Annotated in this window: 19 protein-coding genes; 8 read left to right on the top strand and 11 right to left on the bottom strand. The window is 66.5% G+C overall.

The annotated features are described in order from the left end of the window. The first annotated feature begins 54 nt into the window (after nucleotides 1-54). Nucleotides 55-417 carry an endonuclease domain-containing protein gene (locus AVCA_RS23600; RefSeq protein WP_012703599.1) on the top strand — a complete coding sequence of 121 codons (363 nt, stop codon included), beginning with the start codon at nucleotides 55-57 and terminating at the stop codon, nucleotides 415-417. 41 nt (nucleotides 418-458) lie between these two features. Here the strand turns inward: AVCA_RS23600 and AVCA_RS23595 are convergent, their stop codons facing one another. From AVCA_RS23595 to AVCA_RS23580, 4 genes are all read right to left on the bottom strand, one after another. After that, nucleotides 459-872, bottom strand: coding sequence for a hypothetical protein (locus AVCA_RS23595; protein ID WP_231876334.1), 414 nt, complete (start codon nucleotides 870-872; stop codon nucleotides 459-461). 173 nt (nucleotides 873-1,045) lie between these two features. Then, complete coding sequence (locus AVCA_RS23590) at nucleotides 1,046-2,746, bottom strand: methyl-accepting chemotaxis protein (protein WP_012703597.1); 1,701 nt, start codon at nucleotides 2,744-2,746, stop codon at nucleotides 1,046-1,048. A gap of 122 nt (nucleotides 2,747-2,868) precedes the next feature. Next, complete coding sequence (locus tag AVCA_RS23585) at nucleotides 2,869-4,647, bottom strand: bifunctional diguanylate cyclase/phosphodiesterase (protein ID WP_012703596.1); 1,779 nt, start codon at nucleotides 4,645-4,647, stop codon at nucleotides 2,869-2,871. Nucleotides 4,648-4,768: 121 nt separating this feature from the next. After that, nucleotides 4,769-5,389 (bottom strand): hypothetical protein, encoded by a 621-nt coding sequence (locus tag AVCA_RS23580; protein WP_012703595.1) that lies wholly within the window; start codon nucleotides 5,387-5,389, stop codon nucleotides 4,769-4,771. A 126-nt stretch (nucleotides 5,390-5,515) separates the two neighbouring features. Here AVCA_RS23580 and lpxO point away from each other — a divergent pair, with 126 nt between their 5' ends. Then, complete coding sequence (gene lpxO, locus AVCA_RS23575) at nucleotides 5,516-6,415, top strand: lipid A hydroxylase LpxO (protein WP_012703594.1); 900 nt, start codon at nucleotides 5,516-5,518, stop codon at nucleotides 6,413-6,415. 100 nt (nucleotides 6,416-6,515) lie between these two features. Here lpxO and AVCA_RS23570 read toward each other — a convergent pair whose 3' ends face one another. Further along, a complete protein-coding gene (locus AVCA_RS23570; RefSeq protein WP_236616315.1) occupies nucleotides 6,516-7,499 on the bottom strand; it encodes a substrate-binding domain-containing protein in 984 nt (327 codons plus the stop codon). Nucleotides 7,500-7,757: 258 nt separating this feature from the next. Further along, nucleotides 7,758-8,663 (bottom strand): LysR family transcriptional regulator, encoded by a 906-nt coding sequence (locus AVCA_RS23565; RefSeq protein WP_012703592.1) that lies wholly within the window; start codon nucleotides 8,661-8,663, stop codon nucleotides 7,758-7,760. A 133-nt stretch (nucleotides 8,664-8,796) separates the two neighbouring features. On the opposite strand from AVCA_RS23565, the gene AVCA_RS23560 reads away from it, so the two are divergent. The 4 genes from AVCA_RS23560 (at nucleotide 8,797) to AVCA_RS23545 (ending at nucleotide 12,140) form a co-directional block, all read left to right on the top strand. After that, the gene (locus tag AVCA_RS23560) at nucleotides 8,797-9,495 is read left to right on the top strand and encodes a CoA transferase subunit A (RefSeq protein ID WP_012703591.1); all 699 of its coding nucleotides are present in this window, start codon (nucleotides 8,797-8,799) and stop codon (nucleotides 9,493-9,495) included. Between the two features lie 29 nt (nucleotides 9,496-9,524). Continuing rightward, nucleotides 9,525-10,181, top strand: coding sequence for a CoA transferase subunit B (locus AVCA_RS23555; RefSeq protein WP_012703590.1), 657 nt, complete (start codon nucleotides 9,525-9,527; stop codon nucleotides 10,179-10,181). Nucleotides 10,182-10,282: 101 nt separating this feature from the next. Continuing rightward, the gene (locus AVCA_RS23550; protein WP_012703589.1) at nucleotides 10,283-11,470 is read left to right on the top strand and encodes an acetyl-CoA C-acetyltransferase; all 1,188 of its coding nucleotides are present in this window, start codon (nucleotides 10,283-10,285) and stop codon (nucleotides 11,468-11,470) included. 43 nt (nucleotides 11,471-11,513) lie between these two features. Beyond that, complete coding sequence (locus AVCA_RS23545; protein ID WP_012703588.1) at nucleotides 11,514-12,140, top strand: 3-hydroxyacyl-CoA dehydrogenase family protein; 627 nt, start codon at nucleotides 11,514-11,516, stop codon at nucleotides 12,138-12,140. 48 nt (nucleotides 12,141-12,188) lie between these two features. On the opposite strand, the gene AVCA_RS23540 is transcribed toward AVCA_RS23545, so the two are convergent. From AVCA_RS23540 to AVCA_RS23530, 3 genes are read right to left on the bottom strand one after another with little or no spacing between them, the layout of a single operon-like run. Beyond that, the gene (locus tag AVCA_RS23540) at nucleotides 12,189-13,706 is read right to left on the bottom strand and encodes an efflux transporter outer membrane subunit (RefSeq protein WP_012703587.1); all 1,518 of its coding nucleotides are present in this window, start codon (nucleotides 13,704-13,706) and stop codon (nucleotides 12,189-12,191) included. Continuing rightward, nucleotides 13,703-16,843 (bottom strand): efflux RND transporter permease subunit, encoded by a 3,141-nt coding sequence (locus AVCA_RS23535; protein WP_012703586.1) that lies wholly within the window; start codon nucleotides 16,841-16,843, stop codon nucleotides 13,703-13,705. The genes AVCA_RS23540 and AVCA_RS23535 overlap by 4 nt, the downstream gene beginning before the upstream one ends. 3 nt (nucleotides 16,844-16,846) lie before the next feature. Next, a complete protein-coding gene (locus AVCA_RS23530) occupies nucleotides 16,847-17,998 on the bottom strand; it encodes an efflux RND transporter periplasmic adaptor subunit (RefSeq protein WP_012703585.1) in 1,152 nt (383 codons plus the stop codon). 226 nt (nucleotides 17,999-18,224) lie between these two features. On the opposite strand from AVCA_RS23530, the gene AVCA_RS23525 reads away from it, so the two are divergent. Next, complete coding sequence (locus AVCA_RS23525; RefSeq protein WP_012703583.1) at nucleotides 18,225-19,010, top strand: IclR family transcriptional regulator; 786 nt, start codon at nucleotides 18,225-18,227, stop codon at nucleotides 19,008-19,010. Nucleotides 19,011-19,044: 34 nt separating this feature from the next. On the opposite strand, the gene mgrA is transcribed toward AVCA_RS23525, so the two are convergent. Beyond that, entirely contained in the window at nucleotides 19,045-20,088 is a 1,044-nt protein-coding gene (gene mgrA, locus AVCA_RS23520; protein ID WP_012703582.1) for an L-glyceraldehyde 3-phosphate reductase, read from the bottom strand. A gap of 293 nt (nucleotides 20,089-20,381) precedes the next feature. Then, nucleotides 20,382-21,989 (bottom strand): carbohydrate porin, encoded by a 1,608-nt coding sequence (locus tag AVCA_RS23515; RefSeq protein WP_012703581.1) that lies wholly within the window; start codon nucleotides 21,987-21,989, stop codon nucleotides 20,382-20,384. Nucleotides 21,990-22,148: 159 nt separating this feature from the next. Between AVCA_RS23515 and AVCA_RS26560 the strand changes: the two genes are divergently transcribed. Beyond that, complete coding sequence (locus AVCA_RS26560; protein ID WP_175555998.1) at nucleotides 22,149-22,649, top strand: hypothetical protein; 501 nt, start codon at nucleotides 22,149-22,151, stop codon at nucleotides 22,647-22,649. Nucleotides 22,650-23,191 lie beyond the last annotated feature (542 nt).

Here is a 23,191-nt window from a genome sequence, read left to right as displayed (position 1 = left end):
CCTCTCCCGCGTGCGGGAGAGGGGTTGGGGAGAGGGCGGTTCATGGACGAGCGAATGCGTGACCGGGCACGGGCGTTGCGGCGCGGGATGACCGAGGCCGAGCAGCGCCTCTGGTATCACCTGCGTGCCCATCGCTTTCTGGGGCTGAAATTCAGGCGGCAGGCGCCGCTGGGCCGTTACATCGTCGACTTCGTCTGCATGGAACTGCGCCTGATCGTCGAACTGGATGGCGGCCAGCATGCCGGGCAGGTGGCCTATGACCGGCGCCGGGACGATTGGCTGCGGGAGCGGGACTTCACGGTGCTGCGTTTCTGGAATCACCAGGCGTTGCAGCAGACGGAGGCCGTGCTGGAGCGGATTCGCCTGGGGGTGGAGCAAGCCCGCGCCCGGTCCTCTCCCCCAACCCCTCTTCCGTGAACGGAAGAGGGGTTGGGGAAGGGGCGGGTCATGGACGAGTCTTACAAGCCTTTGCGCTCGGACGCCGAGGCCGTGGTGCGGGCGTTTCCGATGCCCTCGACCGATCGGTCGACGGCCTGGGCGAAGCACTTGGTCAGCAGGTCGAGGTCTTCGATGCCGCTGCAGGTCTTGAGCCAGGAGTCGAACGCCAGGGACTTGCGCAGTTCCGCCGGATCGAGCATGCGTTCTTCGCATGCCAGGTAGCGGCGGATGCCTTCGTCGCCGGAGCGTCCGTCGAACTCCAGGTCGCAGACTCTGCCCATCTGGGCGTTCCAGATCATGCCGTCATGTCGGGCCACCATGCTGGCCGCGAACTGTTCGTACAGTTCCTGGCTTTCCTGGCGGGCCTGTTCGTGCAGATAGATGCCGCCGACGATGGCGGCCACTCCGGTGGCGCTGGCTATGAGAACTTTCATGGCGCGGTCTCCTTGTTTTCTCCGGTACGGCTGGATTTGCACGCAGGTCTTCCCGGACAGCAGTAAACACGGCGAGCAATTGGATGATTTGTCTCCGAATTCGGTTTTTGGTTCGCACCGATTTCCATAAGTTCGTCCTGGCTATTGCCTGGCGTGGCGCGGAGACGGTTATTTCAGAACGCTTCCCACTGCCCTCCGGCGACGCTCAGGGCCGGGCTGGCGGCTGCTCTCGGCAGCGCCGGCCGCTGCTCCGGCGCGGCGTCGTTCCGTTCCGGGATTTCCTGCCGCGCCGCGTGCGGCGCTTCCATGGCCAACTGGAACACCGCCACCGCCTCCTCCAGGTGCAGCGCCTGCTCGGCCAGCGAGGCCGAGGCTGCCGACGCCTCCTGCACCAGCGCGGCGTTCTGCTGGGTCACCTCGTCCATCTGCGCGACCGCCGTGTTCACCTGGGCGATCCCCTCGCTCTGTTCGTGCGAGGCCGCCGAGATCTCGTCGATGATGTCGGTCACCCGCTGCACCGCTCTCACCACCTCCTCCATGGTCCGCCCGGCCTGCTCGACCAGTTGCGAGCCGTCGCCGACCCGCTTGCCGGAGGACTCGATCAGCGCCTTGATCTCCCGCGCCGCCTCCGCCGAACGGCCGGCCAGGTTGCGCACCTCGCCGGCCACCACGGCGAAGCCGCGGCCCTGCTCGCCGGCGCGCGCCGCCTCCACCGAGGCGTTCAAGGCCAGGATGTTGGTCTGGAAGGCGATCGAGTCGATGACCCCGACGATCTTGGCGATCTGCGCCGAGCTGTCGCTGATCTCGCGCATCGTCTCCACCACCCGGCCGACCACCTCGCGGCCCTGACCGGCGGTGCCCGAGGCGTCGTTGGCCAGCGCGCTGGCCTGGCGGGCGTTGTCGGCGTTCTGCTTCACCGTCGCGGTCAGTTCCTCCATGCTCGCCGCGGTTTCCTCCAGCGAGGCGGCCTGCTGCTCGGTGCGCGAGGACAGGTCGGCGTTGCCGCTGGCGATCTGTTGCGCGCCGACCAGGATCGAGCCGCTGCCGGCGCGCACGCTGGTGACGATCCGCGCCAGGCTCAGGCGCATTTCGCACAGGGTGCGCAGCAACTGGCCGATTTCATTGTTGGAGGTGATCGGGATCGGCTGCGACAGGTCGGCGCGGGCCAGGCGCTGCACATGTTCCACCGCCTCGTGCACGGGACGGACCACGAAGCCCATCAGCATCGCCCGCAGGGCCAGGATCAGGAACAGGGCGATGGCCAGCGCGACGCCGCCGACGATGGCGAAGCCCTCGAGGCTGGCGTGATAGTCGTCCAGTTGCCGCGCGCCGTGGCTTTCGAGGAAGGCCATGGCTTCCGCCAGGCCCTGGGCGACTTGGGGGCCGCGCTTGAAGATCATGTCGTCCTCGAGCTGGTCGAAGGTGCCGCTGTCGTCCTCCTTCCAGGCCAGCAGTTGCCTGTCGAGCGCCGCCAGGGATTCTTCGAGGTCGGCGGCCGCCTTTTCCAGGCGCTGGCGCCCGTCCTCCTCGGCGAACGGCGGCAGGGCCTTGAAGGCCGTCAGGGACGTGCCGGCCGTGCCGAGCAGCTCCTTGAGTTCGACCTCCTGCCGCTGCCGCTCGACCATGCCGACCAGGCCGACGGAGCTCATCTTGCCGTAGGCCTCCAGGTGGGCGAAGACCTTCAGGCGCAGCGTGTCGACCTGGCGCAGCAGGTCGATGCGGGTGGCGGTGCGCGTACGGTCTTCGAGAGCCCGGTTGGCCATGTCGGTGCCGGTGTAGCCCAGCGCGGCGACGAGGCCGATCAGGAGCGTGAAACAGATCAGGGTGGTGGTGACCACGGCCCTGATGCTCAGATTGCGCAAGAAGTCCTGCATGAAGTTCTCCGTAACGACTGGTGTGCGGCGCCGGATCGGGCCGGCGCCTTCTGTTTTTCGCCGGCCCGGCGGCGAACGCGCCGGAGCCGGGCTCGCCCGCACGTAGCCGGGCGCGGCGTGGATCAGGTGAAGCCTTCCGGCTCCCGCGCCAGCCGGCGGGTGTCGATCACCGCCAGGCTGTTGCCGGGCAGGGCCTTGGCCCGCCGCTTGGCACCGGAGGCCAGCTCGGCGAGTTGCGCGGCGTTCAGTTGCGTACAGGCTTCGGGAAACAGGTGGACGGCGCCCAGCGACAGGCTGAGCAGCGGGAACTCGTGCCGGTGGCCCTGGCGGTCGTGGCTGCCGAAGCGGCCGGCCTCCAGGTGCTCCCTGCGGTAGAGGCGCCGGCAACGCATCGGGAATTCCTCCTGCAGGCGGGCCAGGCGCCGTCGCCAGTCGGGGGAGGTCAGCACCAGCAGGAAGTCGTCGCCGCCGATGTGGCCGAGGAAATCGCACTGCGGGTCGATCTGTTCGGCCAGGCAGCGGGCCAGGTCGAGCAGTACCTCGTCGCCCTTGGCGTAGCCGTAGCAGTCGTTGAACGGCTTGAAGTGGTCGATGTCGACGTAGCAGACCAGCGCTTCGCGCGGGTTCTGCAGCAGGCGGGTCAGGCACTGCTGGATCGGCACGTTGCCCGGCAGCAGGGTCAGCGGGTTGGCGTGGCGCGCCTGTTGCAGCCGCTGCTCGGTGATCAGCCTGAGCACGTCGATGGCCCGGCCGATGCCCAGGTAGCGGCCGTCCCGGGTGATCACGAAGTCTTCCTCGATGCTCTGGCGGGCGCGGCCGGTCAGCAGGCGGCTGATCTGTTGCAGGGAATGCGTCTGCTCGACGGCGAGGAAATCCTCGTCCATCAGCCGCCGGACCGGCTTGCGGGCGAACAGCTCGGGGCCGAAGGGCTTGAGCATGACGTTGGACAGCGCGTGGCGCTGGACCACGCCGATCGGCCGTCGCTCGGCGTCGAGGACCGCCAGGGTGTTCAGCGAGGCCTGGCGGCGGAACAGTTCGAGGACTTCGGCGACCGGCGTGCCGTCGGCCACTCCCGGCTGTTCGATGAGCAGCGCGGCGAGGCTCGCGTCGTCCTCGGCGGGCAGCGCGCCGGCCGGCCTGGGGTGTGGCAGGCATTGGCAGGGTTCGCTGGCCGGGCGCTCCGTGGGGCGGGCGAACAGGTAGCCCTGCAGCAGGTCGACGCCCATCTCGACCAGGGTGGCCAGTTCCTCCGGGCGCTCGATGCCCTCGGCGATGATCCGCGCCCGGGAGGCCCTGGCCATGCGCAGGATGGAGTCGACGAATTCGCGCTTGAGCGGGTCGCGGTCGATGCCGTCGATGAAGTGGCGGTCGATCTTCACGTAGTCGGGACGCAGCTCGGACCACAGGCGCAGGCTGGCGTAGCCGGCGCCGAGGTCGTCGAGGGCGATGGAGAAACCCATGGCGCGGTAGTAGTAGAGCGCCGCGTCGAGCAGGGCGAAGTCCTTGATGGGGGTCTGTTCGGTCAGCTCGATCACCACCTTGTGGGGCGGGATGCCCAACTCGTTCAGCAGTTCCAGGGTGTGCCCGGTGCGCCGTTCCGGTTCGAGCAGCACCTCCGGCGAGACGTTGAGGAACAGCCGGCCGCCGAGGTCGAGTTCCCGGAAGCGCCGGCAGGCGTTCTTCCGGCACAGGGCTTCCAGTTCGCCGAGGCGGCCGGCGTGGCGGGCGGCGCCGAACAGCGGCATGGGCGCGTGCAGGGGACTGTTGGAGGGGCCGCGACTGAGGGCCTCGTAGCCGTGGATGCGCTGCTCGGAGAGGCTGAGGATGGGCTGGAACAGGGTATTCAGGGTGCCCTGGGCGAGGATCAGGTCCAGGGCGCTCAACTGCTCGGTGACGGTCATGGAAGAGCCCCTTTCGCAGGGTAAGGCAAAGTGCCATATCTCGATGGCCGGTATTGCACGACAAATCCATGACGCTTGTATGACGCTCGCGACCGCTGCGCCGGCGGGCGTCGATGCCCGTTCAGGGCGCCGGTTCGGGCTCGCGCCAGTCGGCCGGGGCGAAGGCCACCGGGCGGCCGGACAGGGACATCGCCAGGCGGTCCAGCCAGACTTCGACCGGCAGCCGCGGGGCCTGGGTGGCGGCGCCGATGGCGAGCAGGCCGAGGACCAGCAGGCCGGTCGGGACGCGGCGCGGCGCGAGCCTGTCGAGATAGCGCAAGAAGAGCAGGGCGCCGAACGTGCCGAGCAGGCAGCCGGCGATGGCTTCGGAACGTGGATGCGAGGCGGCGGCGATCTGGAACAGGCCGTACCACCAGGCCACGGCCAGCGCCGCCAGGGTCGCGGGCCAGCGCCAGGCGGGACGGAAACGGCGGACCAGCAGGCTGCCCAGGACGGCCAGCATCAGGGTCGCGTTCGTCGCCTGGCCGCTGATGACCGTGAGATCGAGCCAGCGTATGCCCAGGCCCCAGCCCTTGAACGCGAGCTTGCTCGCGGCGACCGGCAGGTAGCAGGCGAGCAGGGTGACCAGCCAGGCCGCCAGCGCCCGCGGCGATCTTCCCGCCAGCAGCCAGAGCGCGATCGCCGCGGCCGCGGGCAGCATCACCGACAGGTCGGAATAGCGGGTCAGGCTCTCGGGCAGCATGCCGCTTCCCCGTCCGGGCGCGGACGGCCGCACGGCACGGGCGCCCGTCCCCCTGGCCGATGGCATCTCGGTGCTGTCCGGCGTAGCATGGGTCTCCTTCTTTTTCCAGACATAATCCTAAGCGCCGTGAAGTACCTCATCCTTGCAGTTCTGGTCTTTTCCGTCGGCTATGTGCATCTGCGCGGCCGGGTCCGCCACAAGCTCACCCGCCAGATCACCGATCACTCGAGCTTCCTGGCACCGCTGAACACTCTCCTGTACCTGACCTCCAGCGTTCCCAACAGGCCCTACCTGTCGCCCGACGAATTCCCCGAGATGAAGCGTTTCCAGGACAACTGGGAAAGTATCCGCGAAGAGGCGCTGGCGCTGTTCCAGGCCGGGGAGATCAAGCGCTCCGACACCTACAACGATGCCGGCTTCAACTCCTTCTTCAAGAGCGGCTGGAAGCGCTTCTACCTGAAGTGGTACGGCGACAGCCATCCCTCGGCCAGCAAGCTGTGTCCGAAGACCACCGCGCTGCTGCAGGAGGTCGGCTCGGTGAAGGCGGCGATGTTCACCCTGATGCCGGCGCACTCGAAGCTGGTGCGCCACCGCGACCCCTACGCCGGTTCGCTGCGCTACCACCTGGGCCTGTCCACCCCCAACGATCCGGGCTGCTTCATCAGCGTCGACGGGCAGACCTACGCCTGGAGGGACGGCGAGGCGGTGGTGTTCGACGAGACCTACATCCACCATGTGGAGAACACCACCGACAAGGATCGCCTGATCTTCTTCTGCGACATGGAGCGCCCCCTGAAGTATGGCTGGGCGACCGCGCTGAACCGCTGGTTCAGCCGCACGGTGATGGCCGCCGCCAGCTCGCCCAACGATGCCGGCGACAAGACCGGCGGGGTGAACCAGGCCTTCAAGTACCTGTACTGGCTGCGCCTGCAGGGCAAGGCACTGAAAAAGCGTAGCCGCAACCTCTACTACACGCTGAAGTGGGGCGTGCTGGGCGGCCTGTTCGGGCTGTTCCTGCTCAGTTGAGCGCTGTTTCGAACGCATGGAACGGGCCACCTCGGGTGGCCCGTTCCGTTTCCGGCGGGGCCGGACACTGCCCCCGCTGCCCGCGAAGACCGCTGGACTCTCAAGGCGCCGCACGGATTTCCGGCGACGAGCGGGGCAGATAGACCTTGAAGTGGTCGACCAGCACCTGCTCGGGAACGCTCTCGCCCCGCGTCAGGCGCTTGAGCATCCAGTAGCTCTGGCGACCGATCTCGCGGCTGTTCATGTCCACATAGGCCTGTACCAGCCCTTCGTCGAGCAGGGCGTGCTGCGCCGCGTCGGGCTCGGACGTGGCAATGATGATGACGGGGCGCCTGCCTGCCTTCTCGAGTTCGGCGAGCGCCGGGCCGATATGCCGGCGGTAGGCATCGACCTTGTAAACGGGCCACATGCCCAGGCTTATGATGACGTCGAATTGGTCGGCGCTCAGCAGGTCGGCCAGTTGCAGCACGGCGTTCTCGGGCGTCTCCGCGCGATTCAGCGGACAGCGGTGGGGTTCGCTCCAGCCGTTCTCGCCGTGCAACTGGTCGGTGACCCCGGTGCCCGCGGCACCGCCGAGGCGCTGGCGGATTCCCTGGAGACGCTCGTGCTGATTGGTGCTCCAGAGGTTGTCCTGCAGGATGCACAGCCTTCCGCCCTGCGGTCTCAAGCGTTGGGCCAGTTCGCCCAGCCGGCGGCCGAAGGCCAGGTTGTCGAGCCCGACGTAGCCCTTGCGCAAGTGCCGTTCCGCCGGTTCCAGATCCGTTTCGAAGGTGACCAGGGGCACTCGTCCTATCCCCTGCAAGGCGTGTTCGGCCAGCCATTTCGAGTGCGTCACCGCCAGGGCGATGCCGTCCAGGTCGCGGGCGAGGGTCTGCTCCAGGGCCTTGTTCTGGCGCCGGAAATGCGGCGATCCGGGGGCGCCCAGGAACAGGCAGGTATCGCCCTGGGCCTGGGCGGCCTCGGCACAACCTTTCCCGCTCAGCATGCAGTGGTGCTGGTCGTTGCGCTTGGCGACCAGGGCGAACCGCAGGGACTCGGCCTCGGCGGGGACGGCGAGCAGCAGTCCATGGAGCAGAACCGCCATGGCGAGGCGGAGTCCTGTTTCCAGCGCGGCTCGCGCCGGACTTCGATGGTTCGATGCGGAAGGCACCGGTTCGGGGTGCGTCATGGGTGCGTCCTGTCTGCGAGTTCTGTTCCTGTACAGGCGACTTTATAACAGGGGCGCTCGCCGGGCATCCGCACCGCTCGCGAAGGCCGGGCCGGACGGCTTCCCCGTCCTCGGCTCCGCTTTCCGCATCCATGGGGGAAAGAGGTCCACGCATGCCCCGGATGGCCGCGACGCTCAGGACGGGTCGCTCAACCGATGGGCATCGATGCTTTCCAGCAACACCTCGCGCAGGGCCTGCGCGGCGGTCGACAACTCGTGATCGGCCAGGGTCAGCAGGCCGAGGCGCCGTTCGATGACCGGTTCGTGCAGGGCCACGCAACGGGCGCCCAGCTCTCGCATCTGGCGGATGCACAGCGAGGGCACCACGCTCACCCCCAGGCCGCTGGCGACCATGCGTCCGATCGTGGCCAACTGATGGCTCTCGAAGGCGATCGGCAGCCTTTCCCCATGCGCCGCCAGGTGCCGTTCCAGCAGCAGGCGCACGGTGGATGGGCGCTGCAGGGCGATGAAGTCTTCTTCGAGCAGCTCGGCCCAGCTCAGCCGCGGCCGTCCGGCCAGCGCCGAGTCGGGCGGCAGCACGGCGACGAAGCGATCCGTGTACAGCGCGTCGAACGCCAGGCCGTCCGGGGCGTCCGGTTCGAAAGCGATGCCCAGCTCGACCCGGCGGTTGCGCACCATCTCGATGACCTGCTCGTGGATGACGTCGTGCACCGTCACGTTCACCTGCGGGTAGCGGCCGCGGAAGACTTTCAGCGTCGCCGGCAGCGGGTTGCCGGCGAAGGACGGCATGGCGGCCACGGATACCTTGCCGAGCTGCAGGGTGAAGCGCAGGCGGAGCATTTCCTCGGCGTTGTCCCAGTCGGCCAGCAGTTGCCGGGCGAGCGGCTCCAGGCTCTCGCCTTCCGGGGTCAGGGTCACGCTACGGGTGGTGCGGCTGAGCAGGCGCCCGCCCAGGGAATCTTCCAGGGCCTTGATCGTCAGGCTCAGCGCCGGTTGGGACAGGTGCAGGCGCTCGCTGGCCTGGGCGAAGCTGCGGGTTTGCGCCACGGCGAGGAAGGCGCGCAACTGCTTGAGAGTCATTCATTGGTTTTCCAAATCAATACATTGGTAAATCAAAATTAACAAATAAGTCGTGACGCACGACACTGGCCTCACCAAAGACGTCCCCTGGCAGGCGCCACGGGACAGGACAACAACAAAGAGGCAGAACGGCATGGCTGGACTCGACAAGCGCGTGAATACCTACGAAGAGGCCCTGGCAGGGCTCACCGACGGCATGACCGTCCTGGCCGGCGGCTTCGGTCTGTGCGGTATCCCGGAAAACCTGATCGCCGAGATCCGCCGCCGGCGGGTCAAGGGGCTGACGGTGGTTTCCAACAACTGCGGCATCGACGGCTTCGGCCTGGGCGTGCTGCTCGAGGAGCGGCAGATCCGCAAGATGATCGCCTCCTACGTCGGCGAGAACGCCCTGTTCGAGCGCCAGTTGCTCGACGGCGAGCTGGAGGTCGAACTGACCCCGCAGGGCACCCTGGCCGAGAAGCTGCGCGCCGGCGGCGCGGGCATTCCCGCCTTCTACACCGCGACCGGCTACGGCACCCCGGTCGCCGAGGGCAAGGAGGTCCGCGAGTTCCGCGGTCGGCGCTACATCCTCGAAGAGGCGATCAGCGGCGACTTCGCCATCGTCAAGGGCTGGAAGGCCGATCACTTCGGCAACGTCGTCTACCGCCACACCGCGCAGAACTTCAATCCGGTGGTGGCCACCGCCGGGCGGATCACCGTGGTCGAGGTGGAGGAGATCGTCGAACCCGGCGAACTGGAACCCAGCCAGATCCACACCCCCGGTATCTATGTCGACCGCGTGATCCTCGGCCATTTCGAGAAACGCATCGAACAGCGCACCGTCCGCGCCTGACCCCATCCGACAGAACAAGAGAGACTCCCATGGCACTTTCCCGCGAACAGATGGCCCGGCGCGTGGCGCGCGAATTGAAGGACGGCTATTACGTCAACCTGGGGATCGGCATCCCCACCCTGGTGGCCAACTACGTGCCCGAGGGCATGGACGTGATGCTGCAGTCGGAGAACGGCCTGCTCGGCATGGGCGCCTTCCCCAGCGAGGCGGAAATCGACGCCGACATGATCAATGCCGGCAAGCAGACCGTCACGGCCCGGCCCGGCGCCTCGATTTTCTCCTCCGCCGAATCCTTCGCCATGATCCGCGGCGGCCACGTCGACCTGACGGTGCTCGGCGCCTTCGAGGTGGACGTCGAGGGCAACATCGCCTCCTGGATGATCCCCGGCAAGCTGGTCAAGGGCATGGGCGGCGCCATGGACCTGGTGGCCGGCGCCGACAACATCATCGTCACCATGACCCACGCCTCCAAGGACGGCGAGTCCAAGCTGCTGCAACGCTGCTCGTTGCCGCTGACCGGCGCCGGCTGCATCCGCCGGGTGCTCACCGACCTGGCCTACCTGGAGATCGACAACGGCGCCTTCGTGCTCAGGGAGCGCGCGCCGGGAGTGAGCGTCGAGGAGATCGTCGCCAGGACCGCCGGTCGGCTGATCGTGCCGGACGATGTGGTCGAAATGACCTTCTGATTTTGGCTTTGCAGCGACCCTCTCCCCAACCCTCTCCCTGAAGGGAGAGGAGGCCGGTTCGGCACGTGCGGGAGAGGGCAGGACATCGGAGAGATCGAGACATGCAAGAACAGGAAGTAGTGATAGTCGCCGCCGCCCGCACCGCCATCGGCAGCTTCCAGGGCAGCCTGGCGCAGGTGTCGGCGGTCGAGCTGGGCGCCGTTGTCGTCCGCGCGCTGCTCGAGCGCAGCGGACTGGCGCCGGCCGAGGTGGACGAGGTCATCCTCGGCCAGGTGCTGACCGCCGGGGCGGGACAGAATCCCGCCCGGCAGACCGCGCTGAAGGCGGGGCTGCCGCAGAGCGTGCCGGCCATGACCGTCAACAAGGTCTGCGGCTCCGGCCTCAAGGCCCTGCACCTGGCGGCCCAGGCGATCCGCTGCGGCGATGCCGAGGCGGTCGTCGCCGGCGGCCAGGAGAACATGAGCCTGGCGCCCCATGTCCTGCCGGGCGCGCGCAGCGGCCTGCGCCTGGGCCACGCCAGTCTGGTCGACAGCATGATCGTCGACGGCCTGTGGGATGCCTTCAACGACTACCATATGGGCATCACCGCGGAGAACCTGGCGGACAGGTACGGCATCGATCGCGAGGCGCAGGACGCCTTCGCCGCCGCCTCGCAGCGAAAAGCCCTGGCCGCCATCGAGGCCGGACGCTTCCGGGACGAGATCGTTCCGGTGACGATCCCGCAGCGCAAGGGCGAGCCGCTGCGCTTCGACACCGACGAGCAGCCGCGCCCCGGCACCACCGCCGAGGCCCTGGCCAAGCTGAAGCCGGCTTTCCGCAAGGATGGCAGCGTCACCGCCGGCAATTCCTCGACCCTCAACGACGGGGCCGCCGCCGTGCTGCTGATGAGCGGCGCCAAGGCGCGCGCCCTGGGCGTGCCGGTGCTGGCGCGGATCAAGGCCTGTGCCAGCGCCGGCGTCGATCCGGCGATCATGGGCATCGGCCCGGTGGCGGCCAGCCGCCGCTGCCTGGAGAAGGCCGGCTGGACGCTCGAGCAGCTCGACCTGATCGAGGCCAACGAGGCGTTCGCCGCCCAGGCGCTGGCAGTTGGCCAGGAGCTGTGCTGGAATACCGGGCTCGTCAACGTGAACGGTGGCGCCATCGCCCTGGGGCACCCTATCGGGGCCTCGGGCTGTCGCATACTGGTCACGTTGCTGCATGAAATGATCCGGCGAGAGTCGCACAAGGGGTTGGCCACCCTGTGCATAGGGGGAGGACAGGGCGTGGCCCTGGCGATCGAACGCGACTGAAGTCCTGCCGGGCAACGCATAACAACAAAAACGGAACGCCTACATGACTTCACCTTGCATCGCGATCCTCGGCTCCGGTTCGATGGGCGTCGGCATCGCCACCCATCTGGCGCGCCATGGCCATGAGGTTCTGCTGATCTACCCGTCGATGGAACAACTCGCCGAAGTCCTCGCCATGGCTCGGAGCATCCTGGCGGGGCTGGTCGAGGCCGGCCGCTTCGCCCCCGAGCAGGTGGCGGCGACCCTGGCGCGGCTGCGTACCAGTACGCGGCTCAAGGACGTCGCCGGAGTGCGGTTGCTCATCGAAACGCTTCCCGAGCGGATCGAACTCAAGCGGGCGCTCTATGCCGAACTGGAGCGGATCGTCGATGCCGAGGCGGTCATCGCCAGCGACACCGGCGGCCTGTCCCCCGAGCGGCTGGCCGAGGGCATGCGCCATCCCGGCCGGTTGCTGATCGCCCATTTCCGCAGCCCGCCGCACCGTGTTCCGCTGGTGGCGGTGGTTGCGGGCCGCCAGACTCGCAGCGAGCATCTGGCGTATGTCCGGACGCTGCTGGCGGGAACGAATCTGGAAGTCGTCGTGGTGCCGGACGGGGCCGCCGATTGTCTGTCGCCCGGGCCCGCCCGGAGCCGAGAGTGGCGGGCGGAGCCGGAGCGGCCGGCGAAGTAGGAAATCCGGCGGGAGCGGCCCGTGCCCGTTGCGGGTACGGGCCGGCCGTTACGGCGTGGCGGCCGCCGTGGTGGTCGCGCCCGCGACGCTGTTGCGCTCCCAGCCGCCGCCGAGCGCCCTGTACAGGCCGACTTCGCCATTCAGTTGCAGGAGACGGTCGTTGAGCAGTTGCTGCTGGGCGGAGAAGAGTTCGCGCTGGGCGTCGAGCACCGACAGGTAGCTGTCGACGCCTTCCTCGTAGCGCTGGCGGGCCAGTTCGTAGTACGCCTGGTTGTTGTCGACCAGGTCGCCCTGGGCCTTGAGCTGGGTATCGTAGGTGCCGCGCGCGGCCAGGCCGTCGGCGACCTCGCGGAAGGCGGTCTGGATGCTGTACTCGTAGGCGGCGACGTTGATTTCCTTCTGCAGCTTGGCGTATTCCAGACTTCCCCTGAGATCGCCGAAGGTGAAGATCGGGATGTTGATCGTCGGCAAGGCGCTCCAACTGCCGGAGCCGGCGTCGAACAGACCCGACAGCTCGCGGCTGGCGGTACCCGCCCGGGCGGTCAGGGTGACGCTCGGGAAGAACGCCGCGCGCGCCGCGCCGATGCTGGCGTTGGCGGCCAGCAGGCGGTGTTCGGCGGCGCGGATGTCCGGCCGGCGCAGCAGCAGGTCGGAGGGCAGCCCGGCGGGGAAGCCGGCGAGCATCTCGTCGTTGACGTCGAGGCCGGCCGGCAGGTCGCTCGGGAAGGCACCGCCGATCAGCAGCCGCAGGGCGTTGACGTCCTCGGCGATCTGCCGGGTGTAGAGCGACTTCTGCGCGCGGGCCTGGTCCACCAGGGTGTGCGCCTGGCGCACGTCGAGCTGCGAGGAAACGCCGACTTCCTCGCTGGCCTCGATCAGCGCGAGGCTTTCCTCGTAGCTGGCCAGGGTCGCTTCGGTCAGCTTGAGCAGGGCCTGGTCGGTGCGCCAGGCGAAGTAGGCGGTGGCCACGTCGCCGACCAGGACGAGGTGCACGTTCTGTCGGTTTTCCTCGATGGCCAGGTAGTCTTCCTTGGCCTGCTCGGTGAGGCTGCGGATGCGTCCGAAGAAGTCCAGTTCCCAGGAACTGGTGCCGAGGGTCACCTGGTGGCTGGTCTGGATGAACGCCGGGGGCTCGCTGGTCGAGGTGCCGCCCGCGCCGCCGCCATCGCTGATGCCGCCGCTGGACCCGCCGCCGCCGCCGCTGGCATAGTCGCCCGGCCAGCGCTGGCGGCTCTGGGTGCCTTCCACGCCGAGCTTGGGGAACAGGTCGGAACGCTGCACGCGGTACAGCGCCCGGTAGGCATCCACGTTGAGGATCGCCTGGCGCAGGTTGCGGTTGTTGTCCAGGGCCAGTTCGACCAGTTGCTTGAGCGCCGGATCGCGGAAGAACTCCTCCCAGCCGACATCCGCGGCCGGCACGTTGGCCGGTCGCTCCGGCGCGTAGGCGGCCCCCTCCGGCCAGGCGGCCTCGACCGGCGCGGCCGGGCGCAGGTAGTCCGGGATCAGGGTGCAGCCCGGCAGTGCCAGGGCGCAGGCGGCCGCCAGGGTCAGGTATCCGTGTTTCATGCCATCACTCCTTCGGTTTCGGCCGCCTTGTCTTTTTGCCGCTCGAACAATCCGACCACCACGACGTAGAACAGCGGCACGAAGAAGATCGCCAGGAAGGTTGCCGCCAGGGTCCCGCCGAGCACGCCGGTGCCGATCGAGTGCTGGCTGCCGCTGCCGGGGCCGGTGGCGGTGGCCAGCGGCAGCACGCCGAGAGCGAAGGCGATCGAGGTCATGATGATCGGCCGCAGGCGCAGGCGCGCGGCCTCGCTGGCGGCCTGCATCAGGCTGCGGCCCTGGTGCTCGTACAGATCCTTGGCGAACTCGACGATGAGGATCGCGTTCTTCGCCGCCAGGCCCATGGTGGTGAGCATGCCGACCTGGAAGAACACGTCGTTGGACAGCCCGCGCAAGAGCGTGGCGCCGACCGCGCCGAGCACCCCGAGCGGCACCACCAGCATCACCGAGAAAGGAATCGACCAGCTTTCGTACAGCGCCGCCAGGCAGAGGAACACGATCAGCAGCGACAGCGCGTAGAGTGCCGGCGCCTGCGAGCCGGCGGCCAGTTCCTCGTAGGACAGGCCGGTGTAGGCGATGCCGATGCCCGACGGCAACTGGGCGGCGAGGCGGTTCATCACGGCCATGGCGTCGCCGGTGCTGTAGCCGGGCGCCGGCTGGCCGAGAACCTCCACCGAGGAGATGCCGTTGTAGCGTTCCAGCTTGGGCGAGCCGTAGATCCACTGGCCGCTGGCGAAGGCCGAGAAGGGCACCATGCCGCCCTCGGCGTTGCGCACGTACCACTTGTCGAAGTCTTCCGGACCCACCCGCGAATCCTGCTTGCCCTGCACGTAGACTTTCTTGACCCGGCCGCGGTCGATGAAGTCGTTGACATAGGAGGAACCCCAGGCCACCGACATGGTTTCGTTGATGTCTTCGATGGAGACCTGCAGCGCGCGGGCCTTCTCGTCGTCGATGATCACCTGGTACTGCGCCTCGTCGTTCATGCCGTTGGGACGCACCATGGTCAGCGTCGGCTCCTTGGCGGCCATCCCGAGGAGCTGGTTGCGCGCCGCCATCAGCGCCTCGTGGCCGAGGCCGCCGTAGTCCTGCAGGAAGAGGTCGAAGCCGGTGGCGTTGCCCATCTCGCGCACTGCCGGCGGCACCACCGGAATCACGTTGGCGTCCTTGATCCGCGCGTAGCGCACGGCCGCGCGCTGGGCCAGGGCGAAGATGTCCTGCTCGGGCCTGGGTCGTTCGCTGAAGGGCTTGAGGTTGATGAACAGCAGGCCCGAGCTCTGCCCGCGGCCGGCGAAGTTGAAGCCGTTGACACTGAACACCGAGGCCACGGTATCGCCCTCGTCCTTGAGCAGGTAGTCGCGCGTCTCGGCGAGCACCGCCTCGGTGCGCTCGGCGCTGGAGTTCGGCGGCAACTGTATCTGCACGAACATGGTGCCCTGGTCCTCGTTGGGCAGGAAGGAGCCGGGCAATCTGAGGAACAGGTAGGCGACGCCGCCGACCAGCAGCAGGTAGATCAGCATGAAGCTCCAGCGGCGCCTGGTGATGCCGCCCACGCCGCGCTGGTAGCCGTCGGCGCTGCGCTCGAAGGTGCGGTTGAACCAGCCGAAGAAGCCGCGCTTCTCGTGGTGCGCGCCCTTGGCCACCGGCTTGAGCAGGGTGGCGCAGAGCGCCGGGGTGAAGATCAGCGCGATCAGCACCGAGAAGGACATCGCCGAGATGATGGTGATGGAGAACTGCCGGTAGATGACCCCGGCGGAGCCGCCGAAGAAGGCCATCGGCAGGAACACCGCGGAAATCACCAGGGCGATGCCGACCAGCGCGCCGGAAATCTGGCCCATCGACTTGCGCGTCGCCTCCTTCGGCGACAGTCCTTCCTCGACCATGATCCGCTCGACGTTCTCCACCACCACGATGGCGTCGTCCACCAGCAGGCCGATGGCCAGCACCATGGCGAACATGGTCATGACGTTGATGGTGAAGCCGCAGGCGAACAGCACGCCGAAAGTGGCCAGCAGTACCACCGGCACCGCCAGGGTGGGGATCAGGGTGGCGCGGAAGTTCTGCAGGAACAGGTACATCACCAGGAAGACCAGCACGATGGCCTCGAACAGGGTGTGCACCACCGCCTCGATGGAGGCGGAGACCATCGGCGCGGTCTCGTAGGGGTAGACCACCTCGACGCCCTCGGGCAGGTAGGGCTTGAGTTCGTCCAGCTTGGCGCGCACCGCCGCCACGCTCTCCAGCAGGTTGGCGCCGGGCGCCAGACGCAGGGCCATACCGGCGGCCGGCATGCCGTTGTACTTGGAGGCGATGGAGAAGTTCTCGGCGCTCAGGCCGACCTCGGCGACGTGTTTGAGGCGGACCTGCGAGCCGTCGCGGTTGACCTTGAGGAGGATTTCCTTGAATTCGTCGGCGGTGCGCATGCGCGTCTTGCCGATCACCGTGGCGTTCAGTTGCACGCCCCTGGCGGCCGGCAGGCCGCCGAGCTGGCCGGAGGACACCTGCACGTTCTGCGCGCTGATCGCGCTGGTCACGTCCTGCGGGGTGAGTTGGTAGTTATTGAGCTTCTCCGGGTCGAGCCAGATGCGCATCGCGTACTGCGAGCCGAACACCTGGAAGTCGCCGACCCCGTAGACCCGCGAGATCGGGTCTTGGAGGTTGGAGGCGATGTAGTTGCCCATGTCGAAACCGTTCATGCGCCCGTCGGTGGACACCAGGCCGAGGATCATCATGAAGTTGACCTGGTATTTCACCACGCGGATGCCTTGGCGCTGGACTTCCTCGGGCAGCATCGGCGTGGCCAGTTGCAGCTTGTTCTGCACCTGCACCTGGGCGATGTCGGGGTTGGTGCCCTGTTCGAAGGTCACGATGATCTGCAGGCTGCCGTCGGCGTTGCTGACCGAGGAAATATAGCGCAGGCCGTCGAGGCCGTTGAGCTGCTGCTCGATCACCTGCACCACGGTGTCCTGCACCGTCTGCGCCGAGGCGCCGGGATAGGTGACGCTGATCTGCACGGCCGGCGGGGAAATGTTCGGGTACTGGGTGACGGAGAGCTTGAGGATGGCCAGGCCGCCGCCGAGCATGAGCACCAGGGCGATCACCCAGGCGAAGATCGGCCGGTCGATGAAAAAGCGCGACATGGATCAGCGTCCCCCTTGGCTGGCGCCGGCTGCGAAGTCGGCGACCAGATTGATGTTGCCGGCCTCGACCGGCCTGACCGTGACGCCGCCGCGCACCCGCTGGGTGCCTTCGACGACCACCCGCTCGCCGCTGACCAGACCCTTGCCGACCAGCCAGGCGTTGCCCACGGTGCGCGGGGTTTCCACTTCGCGCAGCTCGACGCTGTTGTCCTCCTTGACCACCCAGACGGTGGCGACCCCGCGGGTGTCGCGGATGATCGCCTGCTGCGGGACCAGGATGGCGTCCTGCTTCACGCCCTCCTTGAGCTGGGCATGGACGAACATGCCGGGCAGCAGCTTGCGCTCGGGGTTGGGGAAGATCGCGCGCACGGTCACCGAGCCGGTGCCCTGGTCGACGTTGACCTCGGAGAACTTCAGGGTACCGGTCAGCGGGTAGGCGCTGCCGTCTTCCAGGGTCAGGCCGACTTCGGCCTGGTCGGGGCCGGCGCTCTGCAGGCGGCCGGACTCCATCGCGCTGCGCAGGCGGAGGATCAGGGTGATCGGCTGGGTGACGTCGACGTAGATCGGATCGAGCTGATGCACCGTGGCCATGGCCTGGGTCTGGCCGCTGGTGACCAAGGCGCCTTCGGTGACGATCGAGCGGCCGATACGGCCGGTGATCGGCGCCAGCACCTTGGTGTACTGCACGTCGATGCGCCTGACCCGCACGTCGGCCTGGGCCTGCTTCAGGGCGGAGATGGCGTCGTCGTACTGCTGGCGGCTGACCGCGCTGGTCTTCAGCAGACGCTCGTAGCGCCTGGCCAGGTTCTCGGCGTTGGCCAGGGCTGCCTCGCTGCGGGCCAGTTCCGCTTCATAGGTGCGCGGGTCGATCTGGTAGAGCTGCTGGCCCTTCTTGACCTCGGTGCCCTCGGTGAACAGGCGCTCCTGGAGGATACCGTTGACCTGCGGGCGCACTTCGGCGACGCGGAAGGCCGTGGTACGGCCCGGCAGATCGGTGGTCAGCATCAGCGGTCGGGCCTGTACGGTGTAGACCCCGACTTCCGTGGGCGGCGGCGCGGGGGCGGCCGCCTGCTCGGCCTCCTTGCAGGCAGCCAGCGACAGGATCAGGGCCAGCGGCAGGCTGTGGATGAAGGGGAGCGGAGCTCTGCGTTTCACGGACGGGCCTCCTGGCGATGGAAGGAGATGAAGACGGACGAGGAGCGGTAGTGTATCGAATCGTGGTTCAGTGTACCATCAGGTGGTTTTTGCAGGGCAGGCCGGATTCGTAAAAACCTGTAACGGGGAGAAAGAAACCGGCCGAACCCGGAAGAGGGCGGCATGGGCATTCCGTGCCGGTGGGATGACCGTAAGGTCCGCAATCATTATGACAAGTAACCAAGTGATGACCAGAGAGGCGCCGGAAAGCGGCGAAGAAGGCAAGGTGGGCGGCATTCAGGTGATCGCCCGTGCCGCGGCGATCATGCGTACCCTGGGCGAGCATCCGCAGGGGCTCAGCCTGGCGGCCATCGCCCAGGCGGTGAAATTGCCGCGCTCCACCGTGCAGCGCATCGTCTGCGCGCTGGAGGCCGAATACCTGGTCGAGGCCATGGGGCCCAGCGGCGGCTTCCGCCTGGGCGTGGCGGTGGGCCAACTGGTCTACCAGACCCAGACCGACATCATTTCCCTGGTGCGGCCCTATCTGGAGTGCCTGTCGAACTGGTTGCAGGAGTCGGTGTCCCTGTCCAAGCAGGCCGGCGAGAAGATCCAGGTGATCGACCGCATCGTCGCCGAGCGCGATCTGCGCGTGGTCTTTCCCATCGGCGTCTTCGCCCCCATGCACTCGACCTCGGCCGGCAAGGTGCTGCTGGCCGGCCTCGACGACGCCGCTGTGCGCGACCTTTTGCCCGATCCGCTGCCGCAGATGACCCGCAACACCCGCGACCTGCCGGCCCTGCTGGCCGAGCTGGCGGAGATCCGCGAGACCGGCTTCACCTTCGACCACGGGGAGTGCAGCGAAGGCATCAGCGGCGGCTCGGTGTCCCTGGACACCTACCTGGGCCGCTACGCCATCTCCGTGGTATTGCCCACCGCGCGCGCCGCCCGACGCGTCGAGGCCATCCGCGAGGCGCTACTGGCCTGCAAGCGCGACATCGAGCGGGCGATCGGCGGTACCGCCTGCCGGCGTTGAACCACCCGGCCGCCATGCCGGCGGCCGGGATACCTCACGCTGGCCAGTCGGTGTAGGGCCTGTCCCAGAGATTGACGCCGCTTGCGGCGGCGTGACGGTCGATCTCCGCCAGTTCTTCGGGGCTGAATGCCAGGTTGTCCAGCGCCGCGACATTCTCGACGAGCTGTTCCGGGCGGCTGGCGCCGATCAGCGCCGAAGTCACCCGCGCATCGCGCAGCAGCCAGGCGAGGGCCAACTGGGCCAGGCTCTGCCCGCGCCGGCGGGCAATCTCGGCGAGCGCCCGGGCACGCCGAATGTTCGCCTCGGACAGGTGCTCGGGGCGCAGCGAGGCGCCGCCGGGACGGTTGATCCGCGCATTGGCGGGGATGCCATCCAGGTACTTGTCGGTGAGCAGCCCCTGGGCCAGGGGGGTGAAGGCGATCACGCCGGCGCCGAGGTCCTCGGTGGTGGCCAGCAGGTCCTTCTCGATCCAGCGGTTGAACAGGTTGTAGGCCGGCTGGTGGATCAGCAGCGGCACCCTGTGCTCGTGCAACAGGGCGGCCATTTCCCGTGTCTTGGCTTCCGAATAGGCGGAGATGCCCACGTATAGCGCCTTGCCCTGGCGCACGGTGTCGGCCAGGGCGCCGGCGGTTTCCTCCAGTGGCGTGTGCGGATCGAAGCGGTGCGAATAGAAGATGTCCACGTAGTCGACGCCCATGCGCCGCAGGCTCTGGTCGAGGCTGGCGAGTACGTACTTGCGCGAACCGCCGCCCTGGCCGTAGGGGCCGGGCCACATGTCCCAGCCGGCCTTGGTGGAGAGGATCAGCTCGTCGCGATAGGCGCGGAAATCCTCGCGCAGCAGGCGGCCGAAGTTGGTCTCGGCGCTGCCGTAGGGCGGCCCGTAGTTGTTCGCCAGGTCGAAGTGGTTGATGCCGAGGTCGAAGGCGGTGCGCAGCAGGGCGCGCTGGGTATCGAGCGGGGTGCTGTCACCGAAGTTGTGCCACAGGCCCAGGGACAGGGCCGGCAGCACCAGGCCGCTGCGGCCGACGCGGCGGTAGGGGATGCGCTCGTAGCGGTTCGGCGCGGCGCTATAGCTCATGGGGATTCCTTTTCGCGGAGGCACAAGTGAGAAATCGGCTATGGCGTCAATCCAGTGCAAGAACTCGATGAGACCAATCGAACCCCAGCATAGAAAGCGGTGCATCACCCGGATAGAAGAAACTTATGCTGCGAGAGGTAATTTTGTGCTCTGCCATGAAGACGCTTGCAGCCGATGAGATGAAAGGGGCCGGTACAGTACCGGCCATCCCGATTGAGGCGAACCGTAGCGTTAACGGCTGCTTTCTCCTTGCTTCGGTGCTTATCCGCAGCAGCGGGAGCGACCGGCGGCCCCTAGAACCAGGTTTCCATCTGCGTTCCGAACTGCCAGACACCGCCGGACTTGAAGCCTTTCTGGCCAAAATCGTCTTCCGTGCTGAAGTTGTCGAGCTCCCTGGACCAGTCCATATAGGTGGCGAACAGGCGCAATTCGGGGCGCTCGAAGAAGTCTCCGGACTCTGCCTTGAAGGTTGGTGCCAGGGTGAATTTCCAAAAGTCGCCGCTGGCCGCTTGCCGACCGTGGTAGCTGAGCGGATCGAGGTCCATGGTCTGCCAACTGAACTCGTAGACCATTTCGAAGTTGTCGGTCAGCTCGTTGGCCAGGCGCAGGTTGAAGGTCAACCAGCGGTAGTCGTCGCCGGGCACATAGCGATCCTTGCTGCGCTCGGCAACCAGGGCCGGGGCAATGCGCCAATAGTCGCTCAGACGGGTGTGGCCATACATGGCCAGGCGCAACGCCCGGGCATCGTCGATCAACTCACCGTCGGAGCCGATGCTCTTGAGTTCCGCGCCAAGCCCCAGGCCATACAGCAGTGCGGCCTTGAACATGCCTTCCTGGCCGAAAAAGTCCGGCCGATGGTAGGCCAGCAGACCATGCCAGCCGCTTCCGGCAGGGGTGAGGCCCGCCTCGTTCAGCCGGTTGCCGCTGTCGTCAACGTCGGACTCTTCCTTCTTGTTTAGTTTGGCGTCGTTCTGATCCGAGTAGATCCCGCTGAGCATGAATTGCCAGCGCCCATCGTCGAAGAACTGATTGAGAGTGCCGATGTAGCTTCTGATGTCCTTGTTGGTCTCGATGTCGAAGTCGCCATAGGAACGGCTCATGAAAGAAGCATTGAGGCGCCAGTCGTCAGTCAGTTGCACATCGTAGATACCCGCACCGGTTCCTTCGAGGGAAACCACATCCATGTCGAGCCAGTGGATATCGAAATTATCCCGATCGCTGCGTTTGCCCGCCCACAGGCGTGCGTCGCGCAGCATGGGAATATCCCGGAACGACGCCAGCTCGTAGAGTTCACTGTATGCCTGCTGCACATGGATCTGGCTTTCATCCGCCGCCCAGGGGTTGGGCGTCTCCATGCCATCGGCGATTTTCACCGTGAACTTGGCGTGCGTGCCGTTGCTGGCCTGGCTTTCCTTCATGAAGGTCACGCTCGCATAGGTGTCGATTTCATTGCCCAGCCGGCCAACGGAGCCGCCTACCGAGCCGGCTGGGGTCATGTAGGGACTCCCGCGCCCCGCACCGGACTCTTGCGAGTTCACGTCCATACCGGAGCGCGCATACCCGGCGAAAGAGAACCCCTCCGTTAGGTTCTCGATCGAACTCACGGAGGATGCGAGCGTCGAGGTGTTGCTCTCCAGGGATTGCTGGCGTGCTTCGATCTGCGCGACGCGCTCGCTGAGCGACAATTGCAGTTGTGCAGGCACTGAGGAGTTAATGGCGAACTGCCTGTTGAGGTGCTCGACCTCCCTGCGCAGTCGTGCGGCGTCGGCTTCGGCCGCCAGGGCACGCGCCTCGAGCCGGGCAAGGCGTTCCTCGACGCTTGGCGCCGGTGTGGCAAGCAGGTTGGTGGACAGGACAAGCAGGGAAAGGCCAGCCCAGGGTCGATAGGCTGCGGAATTCATAGGTAGATCTCTTCTTGTTTTTGTATTGGTTTGCCAGCGGCTGGACACACGGCCGGTGCCCGGTGTTATCAGCCGTACCGGGCAGCCAAGGGCTGCCAGGCGTCGCGGCACCGGGATCGATCGGGATGGGCCTGTGTCGACGTAGGCAGGTCGTTCCCTATGACGGGCATGAAGGCCGACGGACCGATGAGATCCGCTTTGTCGGCGCAGCCGCTATCTGTTCAGGACATGGACGGGCAGGGGGAAAACCTTTCGTCAGGCCGTCGGGATGGCGAAGGGTTCGTGGAGTTGCCGCATCACGCACAGACCAACTGGCAGCCTGGGCTCGATTGGCTGCCCGGAGAAGTTGTCGATGGCTGCAAGGCGTTGATTGTCGCAGGTGTGGTCGACCACTGGATCTACAAGGATATTGCGCCGCCTGGCCCAGGCGATCAGTGTTTTCATCTCCGCGAGCGTATTGAGCTGCGGGATGATGCCATCGCCATTGGCGTCGGTGTGAAGAGCGTGGGTAAGTCTGATAGATCTCTGCAGCACAGCACCAATCCTGTCCGGTTAGGACTCTGCTGGTATATATGGCGCCCTGCAACGACGGCAAGGCAGCGGTTCTCAAGAAGTTACGATACGAATACATATGGCTTCTCTATTATTGGGCTTATTTGATAAGTAAAGATGCATCGTCTATCATCATAAGTTTATTGAGTAGGTAGAGCCGTCCATGAAGCGCTTTGATTCAAGTTTTCTCCATTCTGTGCGGAAGTGTTGGCAGCGCCCATGCTTTCGGGGGCTGTGGACTGCAATATGTAGTGATGAAGTTTACTTTGCCGCAGTTCAATTGAAATCATTCTGCAAAGTGTATTTCCAAGCGAGTGGTTGTTGATTCGTCTTAATTGCCAGACAAGTATCGGGGTGATCGGCTTGGGTTATGGCTGGCAGGTTCATGGGTTGATGGATGCCATTTGTTTTTCATTATAAAAATTGACTTGTTTCATGGGTAGGGGAAGGTTATGCCTTGATGGGTAATTCGGTGCCCTGCGATAAGTTCGTATGAATTACAGCGTATGCCATTACGCTGATAGGCATGAATATGGATCAAAGGCCTTATCTAAGAGTATTGATTGAGGCAGTGCGCTTCCTATATTTATTGGCCGGGCTATGGTGGCGAATCGGCCACTCAACGAGGCGGCACGTATGAAGTATAGGTT

It is taken from the genome of Azotobacter vinelandii CA (assembly GCF_000380335.1).
GTDB lineage: Bacteria > Pseudomonadota > Gammaproteobacteria > Pseudomonadales > Pseudomonadaceae > Azotobacter > Azotobacter vinelandii.
Note: the sequence above shows the minus strand (reverse complement) of the source record. Positions and strands in the feature narration are given on the sequence as shown.

Excerpts from the sequence above, each read along its gene's own strand:
- AVCA_RS23540 (WP_012703587.1), bottom strand. The coding sequence starts at position 13,706 with ATGAAACACGGATACCTGACCCTGGCGGCCGCCTGCGCCCTGGCACTG.
- AVCA_RS23535 (WP_012703586.1), bottom strand. The coding sequence starts at position 16,843 with ATGTCGCGCTTTTTCATCGACCGGCCGATCTTCGCCTGGGTGATCGCC.
- AVCA_RS23570 (WP_236616315.1), bottom strand. The coding sequence starts at position 7,499 with ATGGCGGTTCTGCTCCATGGACTGCTGCTCGCCGTCCCCGCCGAGGCC.
- AVCA_RS23545 (WP_012703588.1), top strand. The coding sequence starts at position 11,514 with ATGACTTCACCTTGCATCGCGATCCTCGGCTCCGGTTCGATGGGCGTC.
- AVCA_RS23555 (WP_012703590.1), top strand. The coding sequence starts at position 9,525 with ATGGCACTTTCCCGCGAACAGATGGCCCGGCGCGTGGCGCGCGAATTG.
- AVCA_RS23560 (WP_012703591.1), top strand. The coding sequence starts at position 8,797 with ATGGCTGGACTCGACAAGCGCGTGAATACCTACGAAGAGGCCCTGGCA.
- AVCA_RS23525 (WP_012703583.1), top strand. The coding sequence starts at position 18,225 with ATGACCAGAGAGGCGCCGGAAAGCGGCGAAGAAGGCAAGGTGGGCGGC.
- mgrA (WP_012703582.1), bottom strand. The coding sequence starts at position 20,088 with ATGAGCTATAGCGCCGCGCCGAACCGCTACGAGCGCATCCCCTACCGC.
- AVCA_RS23550 (WP_012703589.1), top strand. The coding sequence starts at position 10,283 with ATGCAAGAACAGGAAGTAGTGATAGTCGCCGCCGCCCGCACCGCCATC.
- AVCA_RS23590 (WP_012703597.1), bottom strand. The coding sequence starts at position 2,746 with ATGCAGGACTTCTTGCGCAATCTGAGCATCAGGGCCGTGGTCACCACC.
- AVCA_RS23585 (WP_012703596.1), bottom strand. The coding sequence starts at position 4,647 with ATGACCGTCACCGAGCAGTTGAGCGCCCTGGACCTGATCCTCGCCCAG.
- AVCA_RS23565 (WP_012703592.1), bottom strand. The coding sequence starts at position 8,663 with ATGACTCTCAAGCAGTTGCGCGCCTTCCTCGCCGTGGCGCAAACCCGC.
- AVCA_RS26560 (WP_175555998.1), top strand. The coding sequence starts at position 22,149 with ATGACGGGCATGAAGGCCGACGGACCGATGAGATCCGCTTTGTCGGCG.
- AVCA_RS23515 (WP_012703581.1), bottom strand. The coding sequence starts at position 21,989 with ATGAATTCCGCAGCCTATCGACCCTGGGCTGGCCTTTCCCTGCTTGTC.
- AVCA_RS23600 (WP_012703599.1), top strand. The coding sequence starts at position 55 with ATGCGTGACCGGGCACGGGCGTTGCGGCGCGGGATGACCGAGGCCGAG.
- AVCA_RS23580 (WP_012703595.1), bottom strand. The coding sequence starts at position 5,389 with ATGCTGCCCGAGAGCCTGACCCGCTATTCCGACCTGTCGGTGATGCTG.
- AVCA_RS23595 (WP_231876334.1), bottom strand. The coding sequence starts at position 872 with ATGAAAGTTCTCATAGCCAGCGCCACCGGAGTGGCCGCCATCGTCGGC.